This is a genomic window from Paraburkholderia sp. RAU6.4a, assembly GCF_050435625.1.
Lineage (GTDB): Bacteria > Pseudomonadota > Gammaproteobacteria > Burkholderiales > Burkholderiaceae > Paraburkholderia > Paraburkholderia tuberum.
Window position 1 is genome coordinate 2569318 of sequence record NZ_JBNDKQ010000003.1, and the last position, 18902, is coordinate 2588219.

17 protein-coding genes and 1 pseudogene are annotated in these 18902 nt (G+C 63.0%); 10 read left to right on the plus strand and 8 right to left on the minus strand.

From position 1 onward, the window contains the following. Nucleotides 1-92: 92 nt before the first annotated feature. Nucleotides 93-383, minus strand: a complete 291-nt coding sequence (locus OKW40_RS36435) for a contact-dependent growth inhibition system immunity protein (protein WP_260321424.1) — start codon at nt 381-383, stop codon at nt 93-95. Further along, the gene (locus tag OKW40_RS36440) at nt 383-1216 is read right to left on the minus strand and encodes an RNase A-like domain-containing protein (RefSeq protein ID WP_184067047.1); all 834 of its coding nucleotides are present in this window, start codon (nt 1214-1216) and stop codon (nt 383-385) included. Before OKW40_RS36440 ends, OKW40_RS36435 begins: the two co-directional genes overlap by 1 nt. A 275-nt stretch (nt 1217-1491) precedes the next feature. Between OKW40_RS36440 and OKW40_RS36445 the strand changes: the two are divergent. Continuing rightward, nucleotides 1492-1676: pseudogene (locus tag OKW40_RS36445) on the plus strand (IS5/IS1182 family transposase); the annotation flags it as partial. A gap of 28 nt (nt 1677-1704) precedes the next feature. On the opposite strand, the gene OKW40_RS36450 reads toward OKW40_RS36445, so the two are convergent. Then, the gene (locus OKW40_RS36450; RefSeq protein WP_260321425.1) at nt 1705-2634 is read right to left on the minus strand and encodes a 2-hydroxy-3-oxopropionate reductase; all 930 of its coding nucleotides are present in this window, start codon (nt 2632-2634) and stop codon (nt 1705-1707) included. Further along, on the minus strand, nt 2631-3431 hold the full coding sequence (garL, locus tag OKW40_RS36455; protein ID WP_429493776.1) for a 2-dehydro-3-deoxyglucarate aldolase: 801 nt from the start codon (nt 3429-3431) through the stop codon (nt 2631-2633). Before garL ends, OKW40_RS36450 begins: the two co-directional genes overlap by 4 nt. Before the next feature lie 232 nt (nt 3432-3663). On the opposite strand from garL, the gene OKW40_RS36460 reads away from it, so the two are divergent. Continuing rightward, a complete protein-coding gene (locus OKW40_RS36460; protein WP_184067056.1) occupies nt 3664-5247 on the plus strand; it encodes an aldehyde dehydrogenase (NADP(+)) in 1584 nt (527 codons plus the stop codon). Between the two features lie 142 nt (nt 5248-5389). Here the strand turns inward: OKW40_RS36460 and OKW40_RS36465 are convergent, their stop codons facing one another. The 3 genes from OKW40_RS36465 to kdgD all read right to left on the minus strand — a co-directional run bounded on the left by OKW40_RS36465 (nt 5390) and on the right by kdgD (nt 8820). Further along, nucleotides 5390-6133: a FadR/GntR family transcriptional regulator gene (locus tag OKW40_RS36465; protein WP_090806091.1), complete on the minus strand. Its 744-nt coding sequence runs from the start codon at nt 6131-6133 to the stop codon at nt 5390-5392. 221 nt (nt 6134-6354) lie between these two features. Beyond that, on the minus strand, nt 6355-7713 hold the full coding sequence (locus tag OKW40_RS36470) for an MFS transporter (RefSeq protein WP_090806089.1): 1359 nt from the start codon (nt 7711-7713) through the stop codon (nt 6355-6357). Between the two features lie 189 nt (nt 7714-7902). Beyond that, nucleotides 7903-8820 carry a 5-dehydro-4-deoxyglucarate dehydratase gene (gene kdgD, locus OKW40_RS36475; protein ID WP_090806087.1) on the minus strand — a complete coding sequence of 306 codons (918 nt, stop codon included), beginning with the start codon at nt 8818-8820 and terminating at the stop codon, nt 7903-7905. 255 nt (nt 8821-9075) lie between these two features. Here kdgD and garD point away from each other — a divergent pair, with 255 nt between their 5' ends. The 8 genes from garD to OKW40_RS36515 all read left to right on the plus strand — a co-directional run bounded on the left by garD (nt 9076) and on the right by OKW40_RS36515 (nt 18296). Continuing rightward, nucleotides 9076-10665: a galactarate dehydratase gene (garD, locus tag OKW40_RS36480; RefSeq protein WP_184067062.1), complete on the plus strand. Its 1590-nt coding sequence runs from the start codon at nt 9076-9078 to the stop codon at nt 10663-10665. A 100-nt stretch (nt 10666-10765) separates the two neighbouring features. After that, the gene (locus OKW40_RS36485) at nt 10766-11620 is read left to right on the plus strand and encodes an NAD-dependent epimerase/dehydratase family protein (RefSeq protein ID WP_429493777.1); all 855 of its coding nucleotides are present in this window, start codon (nt 10766-10768) and stop codon (nt 11618-11620) included. Further along, complete coding sequence (locus tag OKW40_RS36490; RefSeq protein ID WP_429493778.1) at nt 11617-12546, plus strand: SMP-30/gluconolactonase/LRE family protein; 930 nt, start codon at nt 11617-11619, stop codon at nt 12544-12546. The genes OKW40_RS36485 and OKW40_RS36490 overlap by 4 nt, the downstream gene beginning before the upstream one ends. Before the next feature lie 612 nt (nt 12547-13158). Then, nucleotides 13159-14151, plus strand: coding sequence for a TRAP transporter substrate-binding protein (locus OKW40_RS36495; protein ID WP_184067071.1), 993 nt, complete (start codon nt 13159-13161; stop codon nt 14149-14151). 177 nt (nt 14152-14328) lie between these two features. Continuing rightward, nucleotides 14329-14838, plus strand: a complete 510-nt coding sequence (locus tag OKW40_RS36500; protein ID WP_429403244.1) for a TRAP transporter small permease — start codon at nt 14329-14331, stop codon at nt 14836-14838. A 13-nt stretch (nt 14839-14851) separates the two neighbouring features. Then, entirely contained in the window at nt 14852-16204 is a 1353-nt protein-coding gene (locus OKW40_RS36505; RefSeq protein WP_429403243.1) for a TRAP transporter large permease, read from the plus strand. A 77-nt stretch (nt 16205-16281) separates the two neighbouring features. Then, nucleotides 16282-17493 carry a porin gene (locus tag OKW40_RS36510; protein WP_184067077.1) on the plus strand — a complete coding sequence of 404 codons (1212 nt, stop codon included), beginning with the start codon at nt 16282-16284 and terminating at the stop codon, nt 17491-17493. A gap of 248 nt (nt 17494-17741) precedes the next feature. Next, entirely contained in the window at nt 17742-18296 is a 555-nt protein-coding gene (locus OKW40_RS36515) for a putative glycolipid-binding domain-containing protein (RefSeq protein WP_026225863.1), read from the plus strand. On the opposite strand, the gene OKW40_RS36520 is transcribed toward OKW40_RS36515, so the two are convergent. Further along, nucleotides 18293-18880: an N-acetyltransferase family protein gene (locus OKW40_RS36520; RefSeq protein WP_429493779.1), complete on the minus strand. Its 588-nt coding sequence runs from the start codon at nt 18878-18880 to the stop codon at nt 18293-18295. The genes OKW40_RS36515 and OKW40_RS36520 overlap by 4 nt on opposite strands. Nucleotides 18881-18902 lie beyond the last annotated feature (22 nt).

The following is an 18902-nucleotide window of genomic DNA, read 5'->3' on the forward strand; positions in this document are numbered from 1 at the left end:
GCGCCCATGAGTGGGCGCCGTTTTTTTGTCGGTTTTGCGGCCGTTTGCAGGATGGCGCCGTTGCGCCGTGAGCGTTGCAGCCGGCAAGCAGATTAGTCGCCCAGCAGACGTTTTAATTCGTCAAAGAAGGATGCGGTAGTGTATCCCCACAATTTCGGATGGAAATTAAATCCATAATCTTCGTAAAACTTTTGGTCAAGATTTTCGCCTGCTTCTTTTTTATATTTATCTATTTCGCGCAGCGTCTCTGCAATTTCTTCTGTAGAACTGTCTCCCTTGAAGCACGATACAACCTGCTCCAGAGTGTCACCCCAGAGATCGCTGTCTTGGTTGAGATATCCCCCGAACAGGACATAGAACTGGGGATATGATTCTTCGTTCATCATTTCAGTAGATAAGACGTCAAAATGTAATATGGCATTCCATTGTATTTCTCATATTTCAACACAACCTGAACCATACTCATACCCTTTACTTGCCCGGTTTCTCGGTTAATTCCATAACCTACAGTTTTTCCAACGTTATGGAATAGAGTTAACGCATGTCTCGGATTTGATTGAGCCCAACTCCTGATTTTCAGTGTGTTGGATTCCATAACCTTGGAGATCGCCCATTCCGCCGTCGGTAAATCCCGAAACGACGATACTACGTCTCTTTTTGGTTCCAGGCGCAGCCTCTCGCGCAGTTGCGCCTCAGTCCGCCCGACATGCTTTTCGATTGTATGCCCGCCGATCCGGCTACCGTCCTTCGCTTCGTGCTCCATCAGTCTGATCCGGCCCATCACGATCTGCGAAGTCCGTACAGCCTTGATCGAACCAGCAAAGCCAAACGGCACGACCATATCGAGCCACAGACCGATATTGTTCGCCATATCGGGACTGGCATTCATCGCTTCGGCGAGTTTCGTCGTGCCCTGCTGGGTTAGCGTCGCCGTATCTCGCGCCGTCCAGATCTGACGCAAGCCAGCGGCCGCTGTGTCCGAGCCGTGAACGCCGAACACAACGCATCCGGCCTTGCTTGCCATGGTCGGTTCTGGCATCACACACAGCGCGCCGGCCCCGACCATTTCCAGCAGACCGCCGACAAGTTGCAATCCGCCCCATAGCCGGTTGGAAAGCATTTCGCTGTGGCTGATCGATTGGCGGGTCAGCACCGCCGCCAGTTGTGGCGCACTGAGTACGACGCGCACGCCATCCGAATCCTGGTTATATGACACTCCGGACTCCTCTGTCGTTGTTGGGGCCATCAAGCTAACAGCCGGGTACAGAGCGAGGGAATGGGCGAAGGATGATTCTTGTGCCAGCCCGTGCGTCCCGATGGTTCGCTCGATCGGACGTTAGTTGGATTGGATGGCGCAAGGGCATGGGGCGAATGCCATGGCAGCCCGGCCACTACCCACGCCGTACGCTTTGACAGCCGCAAGAGGGGCGCGTAGCTCGCAATAAAATTGCGAAAGCATCGGCCGTTAATGAGGAGACGAAAGGTCGCGAGCCATGCTCACGCGTTGATGGTCATACGCTGGTTAGAAGCGCTGGATCAGGCGGCAATTCAGAGCGATGCCGCGGCGGAAGCCGTTATGGTCGACCGTGAGAAGAGCGTCGCTCTTGATCAGACGACGAATTGCGATCGAGCCGGCCATCGGTCACATGCGGACAGACGGAAAACCCGATCGCAACTGTGAAGTGGCGCCGTGCAACAGCGCGCTTACGCGCTCTTCTGACCGATCTCGTGATTCGCGAGCACTTCGAGCGCGCGCACCATCGCCGAGTGGTCCCACGCCTTGCCGCCGTGCGCGACGCACGCGTTGAACAGCGCCTGGCAGGTGGCGGTGTTCGGCAGCGACACGCCGAGCGCCTGCGCGGTCGACAGCGCGAGGTTCAGGTCCTTCTGGTGCAGTTCGATGCGGAAGCCCGGATCGAACGTGCGCCTGGTCATGCGCTCGCCGTGCACTTCGAGAATGCGCGACGATGCGAAGCCGCCCATCAGCGCCTCACGCACGCGCGCCGCATCGACACCCGCCTTCGACGCGAGCAGCAGCGCTTCGCCGACCGCCTCGATGGTCGCCGCGACGATCACCTGGTTGGCGACCTTGCACACCTGGCCCGCGCCGACCGCGCCGATCAGCGTGACGTTCTTGCCCATCATGTCGAACAGGGGCTTCACGCTGTCGAACGTGGCCTGTTCGCCCCCGACCATGATGGTCAGCGAGCCGGCCTTCGCGCCGACTTCGCCACCGGACACCGGCGCGTCGAGATAATCGGCACCGGATTCGCGCACGCGCGCCGCGAAATCGCGGGTCGCCATCGGCGAGATCGAGCTCATGTCGACGACCGTCTGGCCGGCGCGCAGCGCGCTCGCGAGGCCGTTCTCGCCGAACAGCACGCGTTCGACGTCCGGCGTGTCAGGCACCATGATGAAGATCACGTCCGCGTTGGCGGCGACCGCGGCGGGGTTCTCGCATGCGACGGCGCCGGCCTGCGTGAGCTCGGCGGGCACGCCGCTACGCGTAAAGGCGGCGAGCGACACGCCGTTTTTCAGAAGGTTGGCGGCCATGGGCTTGCCCATGATGCCGAGTCCGATAAAGCCTGCTGTTTGCATGGAATGCTCCGAAGATGTCGTGGCGGCCGCGTTCAAGCCTCGCCCGCCGGTTTCTGCATGAAGTGTTTCTGTGCCGCCTGCGCGGCGCCCTTGAGCAACCCGAGATCCGCGCAGACCGCGACGACGCGCGCGCCCATCGACAGATATCGTTCCGCGTCGGCCTGCAGCGGCGCGAGAATGCCGCTCGACTTGCCGGCCGCCTGCGCGCGGGCGACCACATGCGCGATCGCCTGCTGCACGTCCGGATGGCTCGCATTGCCGAGGTGGCCATACGACGCCGCGAGGTCGGACGGACCGATGAAGACCGCGTCGATGCCGTCCACCGCGAGGATGCTGTCGATATTCTCGACCGCCTTGCGGCTTTCGATCTGCGCGATCACGCAGACGTTGTCGTCGGCGATCGCGAAGTAGTCGGACACGGTGCCGTAGCGATTGCCGCGATGGCCGACCGACACGCCGCGAATGCCCTGCGGCGGATAGCGTGTCGACGCGACCGCGCGGGCGGCGTCGTCGGCGCTGTCGACGAAGGGCACGAGGAAGTTCGAGAAGCCGCTGTCGAGAAAACGTTTGATCACGACGCTGTCGTTGGCCGGTGGTCGGACGACCGGTGCGCTGCCGCTGTCCTTGAGCGCCATCAACTGCGGGATCAGCGTGAGCACGTCGTTGGGCGCGTGTTCGGCGTCCAGCAGCATCCAGTCGAAGCCGACCGTGCCCAGCAGTTCAGTGGCGATCGGGCTGGCGAGCGACGCCCAGCAGCCGATCTGGGTTTTTCCCTCGCGCACCGCGCGCCGGAAGCGGTTGGGCAAGGATTCGTAAGGCGTGACGGCGGGCATGCGGTGTCTCCTCGAACTGCGATGGATCGGGAAAAGCTGCGACAATGCTAAACCGCGAAATGCGAGTTATAAGTCGTCGTACGACCAGCTGTAGATTAGCACCGCACGGCCCGGTTGTAATGGCCGAGTATACCCGTATGCGCCTGTCAGACAAGCGTTTCGGGTTGCATAGGGCCCCCGCGATGTTGTAGGATGACATATATCTTCAGCCTTCATTAAAGGAAAGTCAAAAATGCCTATTACCGGCGAAATGCTGATCGGTCGCAAAGCCGTGCGCGGCGAAGAAAAACCGCTGCGCGCGTTCAATCCTGCCACGGGTTCCGAGATTGCCGAGCCGGTGTTCGGCAGCGGCACCGTCGAGAACGTCGCGCAGGCCTGCGCGCTCGCGCAACAGGCGTTCGACGCCTACCGTCAACTGCCGCTCGCAGTGCGCGCCGAGTTCCTGGACCGTATCGCTGACGGCATCACCGCGCTCGGCGACGAGCTGATCGAGCGTGCGCAGGCTGAATCGGGACTGCCGAAGGCGCGTCTGGAAGGCGAGCGCGGCCGCACCACCGGCCAGTTGAAGCTGTTCGCGCAGACCGTGCGCGCGGGCCAGTGGCTCAACGCTACGCTCGATTCGCCGCTGCCGGAGCGCAAGCCGCTGCCGCGCTCGGATCTGCGCATGCAGAAGATCGCGCTCGGTCCGGTCGCGGTGTTCGGCGCGAGCAACTTCCCGCTCGCGTTCTCGGTAGCGGGTGGCGACACCGCCGCGGCGCTGGCTGCTGGCTGCCCGGTCGTCGTGAAGGCGCATCGCGCTCACCTCGGCACGTCGGAGCTGGTCGGTCGCGTGATCCAGCGCGTCGCGCAGGAAATGGATCTGCCCGAAGGCGTGTTCTCGATGATCGTCGGCGCGGGTAACTCGGTCGGCGAGGCACTGGTTGCGCACCCGGCCATCAAGGCGGTCGGCTTCACCGGTTCGCGCGCGGGCGGCACTTCGCTGATGCGCGTCGCGGCGGCGCGTCCGGAGCCGATCCCGGTGTACGCGGAAATGAGCAGCATCAACCCGGTGTTCCTGCTGCCCAACGCTCTTGCGGCACGCGGCGACAGCATCGCGCGCGGTTTCGTCGACTCGCTCGTGCTCGGCGCGGGCCAGTTCTGCACCAACCCGGGCCTCGCCATCGCGATCGACAGCGACGCGCTGAAGGGCTTCGTCGCGACGGCATCGGAAGCGCTCGCGGCGAAGCCGGCGCAGACCATGCTGACCTCGGGCATTCACGCCGCGTATGAAGACGGCGAAGGCAAGCTGGCCGCGACGAAGGGCGTCGAAGTCGTGGCACGCGGCGTCGCCGCGACCGGCCCGACCCAGGCTTGCGCGGCGCTGTTCGTGACCGACGCGCAGACGTTCCTCGCGAACCCGGCGCTCGAAGACGAAGTATTCGGCCCGGTGTCGACGATCATCCGCTGCAAGGACGAGCAGGAAATGCTGAAGGTCGCCGAACACTTCGCCGGCCAGCTGACCGCGACGCTGCAGATGGACAGCGCCGACGTGGCGGCTGCGAAGAAGCTGGTGCCGATTCTCGAGCGCAAGGCCGGCCGGATTCTGGTCAACGGCTTCCCGACCGGCGTCGAAGTGTGCCACGCGATGGTCCACGGCGGCCCGTTCCCGGCAACGTCGGATAGCCGAGCGACCTCGGTCGGTACCACGTCGATCGACCGCTTCCTGCGCCCGGTCTGCTACCAGGACTTCCCGGCCGAGCTGCTGCCGGAAACGCTGGCTGACGGCAATCCGCTGGAACTGTGGCGTCGTCGCGATGGCGAACTCACGCGCGGTTAATCGCGTGACGCCGTCCTGCACGGATGCGTGCCCGGGCCGGTCGGCCGGGCGCGGACCGAAGGGAAGGGCGGACGCAATCGCAAGATAAAAAAATGGCCGGGAGATTCCCGGCCATTTTTTTCGCCCGCGAGCTTCGTGAGAATCAGCTGTTCGCTTCGCTCACTTCATTCGCGCGACGCAGCCGCTCGCGGCTATTCGACAGATGCATGCGCATCGCCGCGCGTGCGCCTTCGGCGTCGTGCCGGCTGATCGCCTCGAGGATGCTTTCATGCTCGAGGTTCACGAGCGACAGATACGCATCAGGATCGGCGCGCGCGATGCCGGCCGAGTCGAGCCGGTTGCGCGGAATCAGCGCGCTGCCCATTTGCGACAGTATGTCGACGAAATAGCGGTTGCCGGTTGCGCGTGCGACCGAGATGTGGAACTGCAGGTCGGCCTGCACGCTGTCGAGCCCGTTGTGGCGCGTGGCCTCGATCGCGTCGAGCGCGGTGCGCATGCGCGCGAGGTCGTCCGGTTTCGCGCGTTGCGCGGCGAGACCGGCGCATTCGGTTTCGAGGCTGATGCGCAGCTCCAGAATGCACAGCACGTCGCGCAGCGTGGTGGCGGGCACCATGTCGATGCCGAGCTTTTCGCGCTGCGGCTCGAGCACGAAGCTGCCGATGCCGTGCCGCGTCTCAATGACCTTGCCTGCCTGCAGGCGCGAGATCGCCTCGCGAATCACCGTGCGGCTCACGCTGAGTGTGCTCATCAGCTGCGATTCGGTGGGGAGTTTGTCGCCCGGCTTCAGCAAGTTGGCCGCGATCTGCTCGGTGACGTAGTTGACGACGAACTCGGCAAGATTGCGAGCGCGTCGTGGCGGTGCCGCGGATGCTAGTGGTGTAGCCATCGAAAACGCTCCTTGTTTGAAAGATCGCTGGGAATCGTGCATTTTTATTATATCGTCGTCTGACGACTGATTATAGAAGGCCGGATCGTTTCCGGCGCAAATGTCACGTATATCGGCGCAGGCCCGAAGTTTGGCGCCTCGGCGCGGATAGATCGCGCGAGGCGCCGGGTCGGTCGGCCGGAAGTACGATAACCGCGACGATAACCAAGCCTATAACGGGCTCACGCCGGGCGCAACTCGACCCGCCGGATGTCCTTGACGATCACCAGATAGCTGATCACGGTCAGCAGCGCGTTCGCGCCGACGAACACCAGCGCGCCATTGAACGAGCCCGTGCGCGCGACGAGATAACCGATCACGATCGGCGTCACGATGCCGGCGATGTTGCCGAACATGTTGAAGATCCCGCCGGACAAGCCGAGCGCTTCCTTCGGCGACGTATCGGCGACGACCGCCCAGCCGAGCGCGCCGATGCCCTTGCCGAAGAACGCGAGCGACATCAGCGCGACGACGACCCAGTCGGTCGACACGTAGTTGCAGCCGATGATGCAGGTCGACAGCAGCATGCCGCCGACGATCGGCACCTTGCGCGCGACGGTCAGCGAACAGCCACGGCGGATCATTCCGTCCGACAGCACGCCGCCGAGCACCCCGCCGAGAAAGCCGCAGATCGCCGGCAGCGAGGCCACGAGGCCCGCATGCAGGATCGTCATGCCGCGCGCCTGCACGAGGTAGATCGGAAACCACGTCAGGAAGAAGTAGGTCAGCACGTTGATGCAGTACTGCGCGAGATAGACGCCGAGCAGCATGCGGTTGCTGAGCAACTGACGCACGAGCGTCCAGCCGCCGGCCTTCGAAACATCGTCCGGGTGCGTCTTGCGCGCACCGCTGACGAGGCCGCCGCCTTGCTCGATGTACTCGAGCTCGGCGCGCGACACGCGCGGATGGTCGGCGGGATTCTTCATGACCTTCAGCCACGTCAGCGCGAGCAGCAGCCCGGCCACGCCCAGTACGACGTAGACCATTTCCCACCCGAACGCGTGCGTGAGCCACGCCATCAGCGGCGTGAACACGACCGCGGCGAAGTATTGCGCGGCGTTGAAGATCGCCGACGCGGTGCCGCGCTCGTTGGTCGGGAACCAGCTCGCGACGACCTTCGCGTTCGCCGGGAACGCCGGCGACTCGGCCGCGCCCATCACGAAGCGCAGCGCGAACAGGCCGGTAATCGCCGCACCGGCGCTGCCGAGCAGGCCGACCGAGCTCTGCAGCAGCGTGAATAGCGACCACGAGAAGATGCTCGCCGCGTACACGCGGCGCGCGCCGAAACGGTCGAGCAGCCAGCCGGCCGGCAGTTGCGACAGCACGTAAGCCCAGCTGAATGCGGAAAAGATATAGCCCATGCGGATCGCGTCGAGGCTGAACGCGGTGCGCATTGCGGAACCGGTGACGGACAGCGTCGCGCGGTCGGCGTAGTTGAGGGTGGTGATCACAAAGATCAGCAGCAGGATCCCGTAGCGGACCTTGGTGCGTGCCGCGCTAGCAGCGGCGTCGGTGGAACTGGCCGAGCGGCTCAAGTCCATGGTCATCTCCTGTATTGTCGGGCGAGGTGTAGTCTGCACACCGGGCGGCCCGCAGACCACCTGCCTGTCGGGCAAACACACGAACGCCCGGCAACGTTGCTGTGCCGGGCGTTCGCCACGCGGCCGTCTAGGCGGCCCTCATCGATGAGGCTCGCGAGCTACTTCGCTCGAAGCCCTGACGCCGGTGCCTTACTGCGGTCCGAGCTTCTTGATCAGCGCGTCGAGCTGCTCCATTTCTTCCGGCGTCAGATCGGTCAGCGGTGCGCGCACCGGACCTGCGTCGTGGCCGACCAGCTTCGCGCCAGCCTTGACGATGCTGACCGCGTAGCCGGCACGGCGGTTGCGGATCTTCAGGTACGGCAGGAAGAATTCGTCGATCAGCTTGCCGACCGTCGCGTGGTCGTCAGCGGCGATCGCGCGGTAGAAGTCCATCGCGGTCTTCGGAATGAAGTTGAACACCGCCGACGAGTACACCGGCACGCCCAGCGCCTTGTAGGCGGCAGCGTAGACTTCCGCGGTCGGCAGGCCGCCGAGGTACGAGAAGCGCTCGCCGAGGCGGCGGCGGATCGTCACCATGTTTTCGATCTCGCCCACGCCGTCCTTGAAGCCGATCAGGTTCGGGCAACGGTCTGCCAGACGTTCGAGCATGTCGGCGTTGAGCTTCGAGTTCGCGCGGTTGTAGATGATCATGCCCATGCCCGGAACAGCCTTGCAGACCTCTTCGGCGTGCTCGGCGATACCGTCCTGGCTTGCTTCGGTCAGGTAGTGCGGCATCAGCAGGATGCCGTGCGCGCCGAGGCGCTGCGCTTCCTTCGCGTAGGCGATCGCCACGCGGGTCGGGCCGCCGGCGCCGGCGAGGATCGGTACCTTGCCCTTGCAGACCTCGACCGCGGTCTTGACTACTTGCGTGTAGTCGTCTTGCGTCAGCGAGAAGAATTCGCCCGTGCCGCCGGCGACGAACAGCGCCGATGCGCCGTACGGAGCGAGCCATTCGAGACGCTCTGCGTAGGTGTCGGCGCGGAAGTCGCCTTTAGCGTCGAAGTCGGTGACGGGGAAGGACAGGAGGCCTTCCGAAACGATCTGCTTGAGTTCCTGCGGTGTCGTCATGATCAAAGTATCCAGGCGTCGGATTGGGTCGTTGTTGGTTCCAACCAGTACAACGGACGTCGTACTAGTAGAAAATCTTTGGAAATCAGATTTCTTATACGTCATCGTACAACAACAAATCCGGTAACTCAACGGGGTTTTCACGGCATAATTCACGCTATAGGGTAAATACGGAACATCCGGGCGAAACTTCACGTTGTAGGATGACGTATGATTAATGGCGAAGCAGGTCTATAACGCCTCAAGGATCGATCAATGGAACAAACTCCGCTCTACATCCGCGTTCATCCCAATGACAATGTCGCGATCGTCGTCAACGACGGCGGTCTGGGCGAGGGCGCGGTATTTGCCGATGGCCTCAGGCTGCGCGAGCGTGTGCCGCAGGGCCACAAGGTCGCGGTGGCCGATCTCGCCGAGGGCGACGAGGTCATCCGCTATAACGTCGTGATCGGTTATGCGCTGAAGCCGCTGCCGAAGGGCAGCTGGATCAACGAACACGTGATCCGCATGCCGAGCCCGCCGGGACTCGAAGACCTGCCGATCGCCACCACCAAAGCGCCGGACATGCCGCCGCTCGAAGGCTATACGTTCGAGGGCTACCGTAACTCGGACGGCTCGGTGGGCACGCGCAACATCCTCGCGATCACGACCACCGTGCAGTGCGTCGCCGACGTCGTGCAACACGCGGTCACGCGCATCAAGGCCGAGCTGCTGCCGAAATATCCGAATGTCGACGATGTCGTCAGCCTCGGTCACACCTACGGCTGCGGCGTCGCGATCGACGCGCCCGACGCGATGGTGCCGATCCGCACCGTGCGCAACATCGCGCTGAACCCGAACTTCGGCGGCGAAGTGATGATGGTGAGCCTCGGCTGCGAGAAGCTGCAGCCCGAGCGTCTGATGCCGCCGGGAACGATTCCGATCGCGGCGGCGGCGGTCGTCGACGACGTCGCGGACATCGGTGATGTCGCGCTGGAGCAGAACGGCGACGTCGTGGTGTTGCAGGACGAATCGCACGTCGGCTTCCAGTCGATGATCACGTCGATCATGAGGATGGCCGAAGGGCATCTGAAGCGCCTGAACAACCGCCGTCGCGAAACCTGTCCGGCGTCGGATCTGGTGATCGGCGTGCAGTGCGGCGGTAGCGACGCGTTCTCGGGCCTGACCGCGAACCCGGCCGTCGGATTCGCAACCGACCTGCTGGTGCGCGCCGGCGCGACCGTGATGTTCTCGGAAGTCACCGAAGTGCGCGACGGCGTCGATCAACTGACCGCGCGCGCGGCCAATGCGGACGTCGCACAGGCGATCATCCGCGAGATGCAGTGGTACGACGATTACCTGAAGCGCGGCGGCGCGGACCGCAGCGCGAACACGACGCCCGGCAACAAAAAGGGCGGCCTGTCGAACATCGTCGAAAAGGCGATGGGCTCGATCATCAAGTCGGGCAACTCGGCGATCTCCGGCGTGCTGTCGCCGGGTGAGAAGGTCAACCAGAAGGGCCTGATCTACGCGGCCACGCCGGCCAGCGACTTCATCTGCGGCACGCTGCAGGTCGCCTCGGGCATCACGCTGCACGTGTTCACGACCGGCCGCGGCACGCCGTACAGCCTCGCCGAAGTACCGGTCATCAAGGTCGCGACGCGTTCGGACCTCGCGCGTCGCTGGCACGATCTGATGGACATCAACGCCGGCACGATCGCGACCGGCCAGTCCAGCATCGAGGAGGTGGGCTGGGAACTGTTCCGCCTGATGCTCGAAGTCGCGAGCGGCCGCAAGGAAACCTGCGCGGAGAAGCTGGGACTGCACAATGCGTTGACGCTGTTCAACCCGGCGCCGGTGACCTGAGCAGGCACCGTGCCCCGTCAATACTCAGGCGAGCGCCGGTCCAGCCGGCGCTCGCTTTTCCATTCAGAAGACCCGCTCGCAATCACAACATCCAAGAGACATGACCGATTTGAACGTTGACCGCTCCGCGGCAAAGAAACCCTTCCGCCGTCTGCTGCTCACCGGCGCCGCGGGCAACCTCGGCAAGCAACTGCGTCCCGCGCTCGCGCAATGGGCCGACATCGTGCGCGTGTCCGATATCGCTGCGCTCGGCGAAGTCGCCGCGCACGAGGAAGCGGCCGTCGTCAATCTCGCCGATGAAGCAGCCGTGCACGCGCTGCTCGAAGGCGTGGACGCGGTGGTGCATCTCGGCGGCATCTCCGTCGAAGCGCCGTTCGAAGACCTGCTCGAAGCGAACATCCGCGGCCTCTACAACGTGTACTCGTCGGCGCAAAAGCATGGCGCGAAGCGCATCATCTACGCGAGCTCGAATCACGCGGTGGGTTTCCATCCGGTCACGTCGGTTCTCGATACCGAAGTGCCGCTGCGTCCGGACGGCATGTACGGCGTGACGAAGTGTTTCGGCGAATCGCTGTCGCGCTACTACTTCGACCGCTTCGGTCTCGAGACCGTGTGTTTGCGGATCGGCTCGTCGTTCGAGCAGCCGAAGACCGCGCGCATGCTCATCACGTATCTGAGCTACCGCGATTTCATCGAGCTCGTGCGCTGCTCGCTGTTCACGAACCGCGTCGGTCACGCGATCGTCTACGGCGTGTCGAACAACCGCATCTCGTGGGTCGACAACACGAACGCCGCGTTTCTCGGCTACCGTCCGCAAGACAGCTCGGCGCAGTTCGAACACCTGTTCCCGCCGAGCGCCCCCGACACGCGCTTCGACGACCCGACCCAGCTGTACCAGGGCGGCCCGTTCGTGCTAGCCGGTCCGATGGAGCCGAAGCGGGAGCCTAAGCAATGAGCGCGAATCCGCAAGTGGAGCGCTTCGAAGCGGCCGGTCCGTTGCCCGCGGCCACTGGTGAAAGCCCGGTCTGGCGCGCGGCCGAGCAGGCGCTGTACTGGGTCGACATTCCGGCGAAAAAGATCGTGCGCGGTTCGCTCGCGACGGGCCAGCGCACCGAATGGCTGCTGCCGGAGCAGGTTGCCTGCATCGCGTTCGATCACGCCGGCACCGTGCTCGCCGGCTGCGAGACCGGGTTGTTCGCGGTCTCGCTCGCGGACGCGTCGAAAGCGGCGAGCGGCGAGCCGCTGACAGCGTCGCTGCGCAAGCTCGCGGCGCCTGAATTCCCGCACGGCGGAATGCGTTTCAACGACGGCCGCTGCGACCGGCAAGGGCGTTTCTGGGCCGGCACGATGGTGATGGACATGGCCGCGGCGATCCCGGGCGGCGCGCTGTACCGCTTCGACGAGAAGGGCGTGCTGTCAGCGCCGGTCGTCGATTCGCTGATCACGCAGAACGGCCTCGGCTGGTCGCCGGACGGCACGACGATGTATCTGTCCGACTCGCATCCGCTGCGCCGGCTGATCTGGGCGTTCGACTACGACGTCGACAGCGGTGAGCCGCGCAACCGCCGCGTGTTCGCCGACCTGCATCACTATTCGGGCCGTCCGGACGGCGCGGCGGTCGATGCCGACGGCTGCTACTGGATCTGCGCGAACGACGCCGGTCTGCTGCTGCGTTTTACGCCGCAGGGTAAGCTCGACCGGCAGGTTCCGGTGCCGGCCATCAAGCCTGCCATGTGCGCGTTCGGCGGCCGCGATCTCGATACGCTGTTCGTCACCTCGATTCGTCCCGCCAACGGCGCGAGCGAGCACGACGGCCACGTGTTCGCGCTGCGGCCCGGCGTGAGCGGGCTGCCTGAGCCCGAATTCGCAGGGCAACTGTAACGTTGCTTGCATGAAGCATGCGCCGGGACGAAGTTTTTCTCCCGGCGTTTTCATTTTTCAGGACCATTCGTATGGCCCTTTATTTGTCACTCGTCGTACAACGTGTTGTGTGAAGACCACGCCGGCACGTATTTCTTAAGCAAAAATACCACAGCTCCGCAGACTGTACCGATTCCGTCCCCATCCAATGCCGGACGGCGCGGGACCCTGTGGCATGCCACGCCGGTCATCCGTGCCGGCGCTTTTCTTGATGCGGGTAAATACCGTCTGTACAAGATAAAGCCCCTTTTATAGACTTCGTATGTTGTCGTACAACATATAAGTCCAAACAAATGGCTTTCTGTGTTCGTGTGACAGTGCAATTCGGTGGGTTTTCAAGGCATTCGTGCCGCCGCGGTCGATGCGGCATGCATGTCCGAAGCCGGCCGGCGTGATTGAAGTAAGTAGTCGAGTTGTCGACTGGAGTGCTGGGTCAACTGTGCCGGGGAAGTCGCACAGCCAGTACGGCCAACGCCCGCACCTGCGAAGGCAGTGAGCGTGAAGCCGGAGACGCGTCAAAACCATGTCACATCCGCTGTTGCTGGGATGGTCTATTTTTCAAGGAATGTCACGATGAACAAGAAGTTTGCCTCTTCCCATATTTCGATGATCGTCGCGGCCGCGGCGTTGGCGTTCAGCACGATGTCGGCTGAAGCGCGCGTGTTCCGCGTCGCCGATGTGCACGGCGACACCTTCCCGACCAACATGGCCGTGAAGTACATGGGCGAGGAGATCAGCAAGGCGACCGGCGGCAAGGACTCCGTGAAGGTGTTCGGCAACAGCGCGCTCGGTTCGGAAAACGACACGATCGACCAGGTCCGTATCGGCGCGCTCGACATGGCCCGTGCCAACGGTGCTGCGTTCAACGAAATCGTGCCGGAATCGATGATCCCGTCGCTGCCGTTCCTGTTCCGCGACGTCGACCATTTCCGCAAGGTCATGTACGGCCCGGAAGGCCAGAAGATCCTCGACGCCTTCACCGCGAAGGGCATGATCGCACTGACGTTCTACGAGAGCGGCGCACGCTCGATGTACGCGAAGAAGGCGATCAAGTCGCCGGCTGACATGAAGGGGCTGAAGGTCCGCGTGCAGCCGTCCGACCTGATGGTCGACGAAATCAAGGCAATGGGCGGCACGCCGACCCCGATGCCGTTCTCGGAAGTCTATACGGGCCTGAAGACCGGCCTCGTCGACGGCGCCGAAAACAACCTGCCGTCGTACGAAGAAACCAAGCACTTCGAAGTCGCTCAGATCTACTCGGAGACCCAGCATTCGATGACGCCGGAAGTGCTGGTGTTCTCGAAGAAGGTTTGGGACACGCTGTCGCCGCAAGAGCAGCAGATCATCAAGAAGGCCGCGGCTGACTCGGTGCCTTACTACGAGAAGCTGTGGACCGCGCGCGAAGCCGACGCACAGAAGGCCGTCACGAAGGGTGGCGCAACGGTCATCGCGGCTTCGCAGATCGACCGCGCGGCTTTCGTGAAGGTGATGCAGCCTGTGTGGGCGAAGTACGAAAAGACCCCGCAAATGAAGCAGATCGTCGACGAGATCGAAGCAATCAAGTAAGTCACGCGTCCCGGACGCAATCAGCAATAGCAACGCTTGTCGCAACAGCGGCGTGAATGGTCCCGCGAGGAAACTCGCGAGACCTTCCGCCGCGCGATTTCGCGCGCGCGTGCGGATCGTGTCGCATCGGGACGGCTGAATCTCAAGCATAGGTCGGTCGTAAGCAAGGACAGGGTCATGAGTTTCCTGAAACGCCCAAATGATTTTCTTTTTCGCGTGCTGCTGGTCGTGGCGTCGCTTAGCCTCGCCGTGCTTTGCCTGCTCGTGATTTATAGCGTGGTGATGCGCTACGTGTTTAGCGACGCGCCCGATTTCGTTGAGCCCATCGCATTGCTGCTGGTGATCCTGATCGCGATGTTCGGCGCCGCGCTGAAGGTTCGCGAGGGCGGTCACATCGGACTCGACTCGCTCGTCAAGAAATTGCCCGAGAAAGGCCAGGTGATCGCGAAAGGGATTCAGCACCTGTGTCTGGTCGCTTTCGCGGTGGCGGTCTTCGTCGGTTGCCTCGAGATGGCGGAAACCACGATGGGCGACCGCATTCCGATCATCGGCGTGCCGGAAGGCGTGCGCTACTGCATCCCGATCTTCGCGAGTGTGTGCATCGCGTTGTTCTCGATCGAGCATCTGCTCGAGCTCTTCGCGGGGAAACGGGAAGAGCCGGTGCTCGAACTCTCCGCCACGGAATAAAAGTAGAACCATCATGGAACTTGCCCTTCTTACCGCCAGTTTTCTAATCTTCCTCTTCCTCGGGGTTCCGGTTTCATTCGCGTTGGGCCTGTCCTGCGTTCTGACGTACCTGTTCGAAGGCTTGCCGACCGCGACCGCGATGCAGTCGATGATCTCGGGCATGAACGGTTTCTCGTTCCTCGCGGTCCCGTTCTTCATCTTCTCCGGCGAGCTGATGCTCCACGGCGGCATCGCTGACCGCATCCTGCGTTTCGCGCAGGCCTCGGTCGGCCATTTCCGCGGTGGCCTCGGCATGGCCAACGTGGTCGCCTGTACGCTGTTCGGCGGCGTGTCGGGTTCGCCGACCGCGGATACGTCGGCCATGGGCGGCGTCGTGATCCCGCTGATGAAGCGCGAAGGTTATAGCGCCGCATACGCGGTCAACGTGACCACGCACTCGTCGCTCGCCGGCGCGCTGATGCCGACGTCGACCAACATGATCATCTACGCGTTCGCCGCGCAAGGCGTGAGCGGCGTGCTGAACGGCAAGCAGATGAGCGGCGTGTCGATCGGCGATCTGCTGTTCTCGGGTCTGTTGCCGGTGCTGTGGGTGATGGGCCTCGTGCTGATCGCCGCTTACTGGCAGGCTGTCAAGTTCGGCTATCCGCGCCGTCCCGACGGTTCGACCGAACTGCAGCGTTTCCCGGGCTGGATGGCGGTGCTGCGCACGTTCGTCGGCGCGGTGCCGGGTCTGATGGTCATCGCGATCATTCTGTTCTGCGTGGCGCGCGGTATCGCCACCGCGACGGAGGCGGCCGCAATCGCCGTGGGTTATTCGCTGATATTGACCATCGTCGTGTATCGCTCGCTGTCGATGAAGAAGCTCGGCCATGCGCTCGGCAAGGCCGCGAAAACGACCGGCGTGGTGCTGCTGCTGATCGGTGTGTCGAACATGCTGCGCTACCAGATGGCCTATCTGGAGATCCCGGAGGCGATCGAGCGCATGCTCGACGGCGCGACCTCGCTGCCGTGGCTGATGTTGTTGTACATCAACGTGATTCAGGTGTTCCTCGGTACGTTCGTCGACATGGCGGCGCACATCCTGATCACAACCCCGCTGTTCCTGCCGATGGCCATGCACAACGGGGTGGGCCCGGTTCAGTTCGGCATCATGATTCTGCTGAACTGCGCATTGGGTCTCGTGCATCCGCCGATTGGCTCGGTGCAGTTCATTGGTTGCGCAATTGGCAATGTGTCGATAGGGGAAACTACTAAGGTGGCTTGGCCGTATTACCTCGCTATCTTCTCGGCCATCAATATTGTCACCTATGTCCCGTGGTTCTCGACCTGGTTGCCGAGCATCATCAACGGTCACCCGGTGTTCTGATCCAAATAAAACGTCTTACCCACACTCAGCGGCGCTCGCATAGGCCGCATTAGAAAGTTTTTAACAGAGGAGTAACAATGAAAAAGACTCTCTTAGCTTCTGCCTTGGGGTTGGTCGCCCTGGGCGCACATGCGCAAAGCAGCGTGACGCTTTACGGTATCGTCGATACGGGCCTGGGTTGGCAGAACAGTTCGGCGTCGCTGACCACGGCGGCGAAACCGCAGACCGTCGCTGGCAACTCGCAGGTCAAGATGATCAACGGCATCTGGGCAGGCAGCCGTTTCGGTTTGAAGGGCTCGGAAGATCTGGGTGGCGGCACGAAGACGATTTTCCAGTTGGAAGAAGGCTTTAACAGCGCAACTGGCGCGCAAAGTGTGTCGGGTCTGGCATTCAACCGCCAGGCATGGGTCGGTCTGACGAACGCTCAGTTCGGTACGGTGACGGCAGGCCGCGGGTACACCTCGTACTACACGCTGCTCTCGCCGTATAGCCCGACCACGTGGCTGACCGGTGCATACGGTGCGCATCCGGGTGATATCGACTCGCTGGATACGACGTTCCGGGTGAACAACCAACTGGTTTATACGTCGCCGAGCTTTGCCGGTCTGACGGTTAGCGGTTCGTACGCACTGGGCGGCAACGCGGGCAGCTTCGCAGCCGGCCAAACCTGGAGCGTTGCGGCACAGTACCTGAACGGCCCGATCGGTCTCGCGGCAGGTATCCAGCGCATTGACAACGCGGCGACCGTTGGCACCCCCGCGTGGAATTCCACGGCGTCGAACAACGGCTCGCAGCCGTCCGTCTCGGCAATCAACAACGGCTTCCAGACCGCAGCGAAGCAGCAGCGCATTGCCGTGACGGGTGGTTACGCGTTCAACTCGCAGTGGGACGTTTCGTTCGCATACTCGAACGTTCAATACGCTGCGGGCCAGGCTTCGCTGTTCCACGACACGCAGATCTGGAATACCGGTGGCGCAGTGCTGCACTGGAAGCCGATCTCGGTGCTGGACCTGGCCGCTGGCTATAGCTACACCCGTGCAACGTCGTCGAACGGCATTCAGAGCACGGCTAGCTACAGCCAGTTCAACCTGTCGCAGTACTACTCGCTGTCCAAGCGCACCGGCCTGTACGCACTCGAAGCGTATCAGCGCGCTAGCGGCCAGACGCTGTCGGGCAACGGCAAGTCCATCATCAACGCAGTGGCAAGCATCGGTGACGGCCAGAACGGTTCGCCGTCCTCGTCGCGCAGCCAGACCGCGGTTGGCGTGGGTATCATCCACAAGTTCTAAACAGTTACTGAATACGTGGCGGCGCGTTGTTTTGCCGCCACATCGACGTGTTTTTTTCGCGTCGTCAGTCTCGCAAAGCTGCGCACATTACGTGCGCAGCTTTTTTTTCGATGCTTCATTTTGATGCATCGCAGGCGCTGGTCTCGCCAGCGGTGCCAGATCTGGGTTGGGAGTGCCTCGCGCGCGGGCTTTCGCGTTACGATGAGAGCCCGGCGCGCTTTCCTGCGCCGTTTCGCGAGGAGACGCCGATGCGTGAATTACGATGGGCTTCGGAAGAGGGCGATGGCATCGAACATCTGGTATTCGATGCGCGCGACGATGGCTTCGCCGTTGAAAGCGTCGTGGTCGGGCAGCGCTACGGCAAGGCGTACGGGCTGCATTACGCGGTGCGCTGCGACGCGCGCTGGCGCACGCGCTATGCGCGGCTGAAGATCGTCGGCGGTGGCGAGCTGGAGCTGCATGGCGATGGCGACGGCCACTGGCACGACGGGCACGGCCTCGCGCTCAGCGCGATCGAAGGCTGTATCGACATCGATATCGCGGCGACGCCGTACACCAATACGTTGCCGATCCGTCGGCTGCAACTGGCGCAAGGCGAACGTCAGCCGATCGAAGTCGCGTATATCTCGACGCCGGACTTGCAGGTCACGCGCGCCGAGCAGGCCTACACGTGCATCGAGTTGAATGGCGAGTACCGCTACGAAGGCATTTTTCGCGAGTTCACCGCCAATTTGCGCGTGGATAGCGATGGTCTCGTGATCGACTATCCGACCTTGTTCACGCGTTTGCCGCGCGCGCGTTAGGTTGTGCGTTCGGCGTCGCCTGCTGCGTTCGAGTCGTCGTCGGGCCCAGTCGATGCGCCGCGGCCGAGCGGGCGTTGCATCAGCGTCGTGTCGAGCCAGCGGCCGTGCTTGTAGCCGACAGCCTTCAACGTGCCGGTCAGCTCGAAGCCGAGTTGCGCGTGCAACGACAGTGAGCCGCCGCTGCCGCCATCGGCGATCACCGCGATCATCTGACGCCACGGTCCGGTCTCGCAACGTTCGATCAGCGCCTGCAGCAGCACGCGTCCGATGCCGCGTCCGCGATACGCGTCGTTGACGTAGATCGAGTCTTCGATCGTGTTGCGATAGGCGGCGCGCGGGCGATACGGCGTCGCATAGCAATAGCCGGCCACGTCGCCGTCGATCTCCGCGACCATATATGGCAGTCCGTGGCTGCGCACGCTTGCGAGCCGCGCGCGCAGATCGTCGACGGACGGCGGGGTTTCTTCGAACGACGCGACACCGGTCAGCACGTGATGCGCGTAGATCGCCTGGATCGCGGGGAGGTCGGCTTCGCTGGCGTCGCGGATCAGCGGGGCGTCGAGCGCAGGGCGGGGTGAACTCATGCGGGGTCCTGTCGTGGCGGGC

What these genes read in the sequence shown, in the direction of transcription:
- OKW40_RS36435 (WP_260321424.1), bottom strand. Translation starts at nt 383, where the DNA reads ATGAACGAAGAATCATATCCCCAGTTCTATGTCCTGTTCGGGGGATAT.
- garL (WP_429493776.1), bottom strand. Translation starts at nt 3,431, where the DNA reads ATGCCCGCCGTCACGCCTTACGAATCCTTGCCCAACCGCTTCCGGCGC.
- OKW40_RS36460 (WP_184067056.1), top strand. Translation starts at nt 3,664, where the DNA reads ATGCCTATTACCGGCGAAATGCTGATCGGTCGCAAAGCCGTGCGCGGC.
- OKW40_RS36465 (WP_090806091.1), bottom strand. Translation starts at nt 6,133, where the DNA reads ATGGCTACACCACTAGCATCCGCGGCACCGCCACGACGCGCTCGCAAT.
- OKW40_RS36470 (WP_090806089.1), bottom strand. Translation starts at nt 7,713, where the DNA reads ATGGACTTGAGCCGCTCGGCCAGTTCCACCGACGCCGCTGCTAGCGCG.
- kdgD (WP_090806087.1), bottom strand. Translation starts at nt 8,820, where the DNA reads ATGACGACACCGCAGGAACTCAAGCAGATCGTTTCGGAAGGCCTCCTG.
- garD (WP_184067062.1), top strand. Translation starts at nt 9,076, where the DNA reads ATGGAACAAACTCCGCTCTACATCCGCGTTCATCCCAATGACAATGTC.
- OKW40_RS36485 (WP_429493777.1), top strand. Translation starts at nt 10,766, where the DNA reads ATGACCGATTTGAACGTTGACCGCTCCGCGGCAAAGAAACCCTTCCGC.
- OKW40_RS36490 (WP_429493778.1), top strand. Translation starts at nt 11,617, where the DNA reads ATGAGCGCGAATCCGCAAGTGGAGCGCTTCGAAGCGGCCGGTCCGTTG.
- OKW40_RS36495 (WP_184067071.1), top strand. Translation starts at nt 13,159, where the DNA reads ATGAACAAGAAGTTTGCCTCTTCCCATATTTCGATGATCGTCGCGGCC.
- OKW40_RS36500 (WP_429403244.1), top strand. Translation starts at nt 14,329, where the DNA reads ATGAGTTTCCTGAAACGCCCAAATGATTTTCTTTTTCGCGTGCTGCTG.
- OKW40_RS36505 (WP_429403243.1), top strand. Translation starts at nt 14,852, where the DNA reads ATGGAACTTGCCCTTCTTACCGCCAGTTTTCTAATCTTCCTCTTCCTC.
- OKW40_RS36510 (WP_184067077.1), top strand. Translation starts at nt 16,282, where the DNA reads ATGAAAAAGACTCTCTTAGCTTCTGCCTTGGGGTTGGTCGCCCTGGGC.
- OKW40_RS36515 (WP_026225863.1), top strand. Translation starts at nt 17,742, where the DNA reads ATGCGTGAATTACGATGGGCTTCGGAAGAGGGCGATGGCATCGAACAT.
- OKW40_RS36520 (WP_429493779.1), bottom strand. Translation starts at nt 18,880, where the DNA reads ATGAGTTCACCCCGCCCTGCGCTCGACGCCCCGCTGATCCGCGACGCC.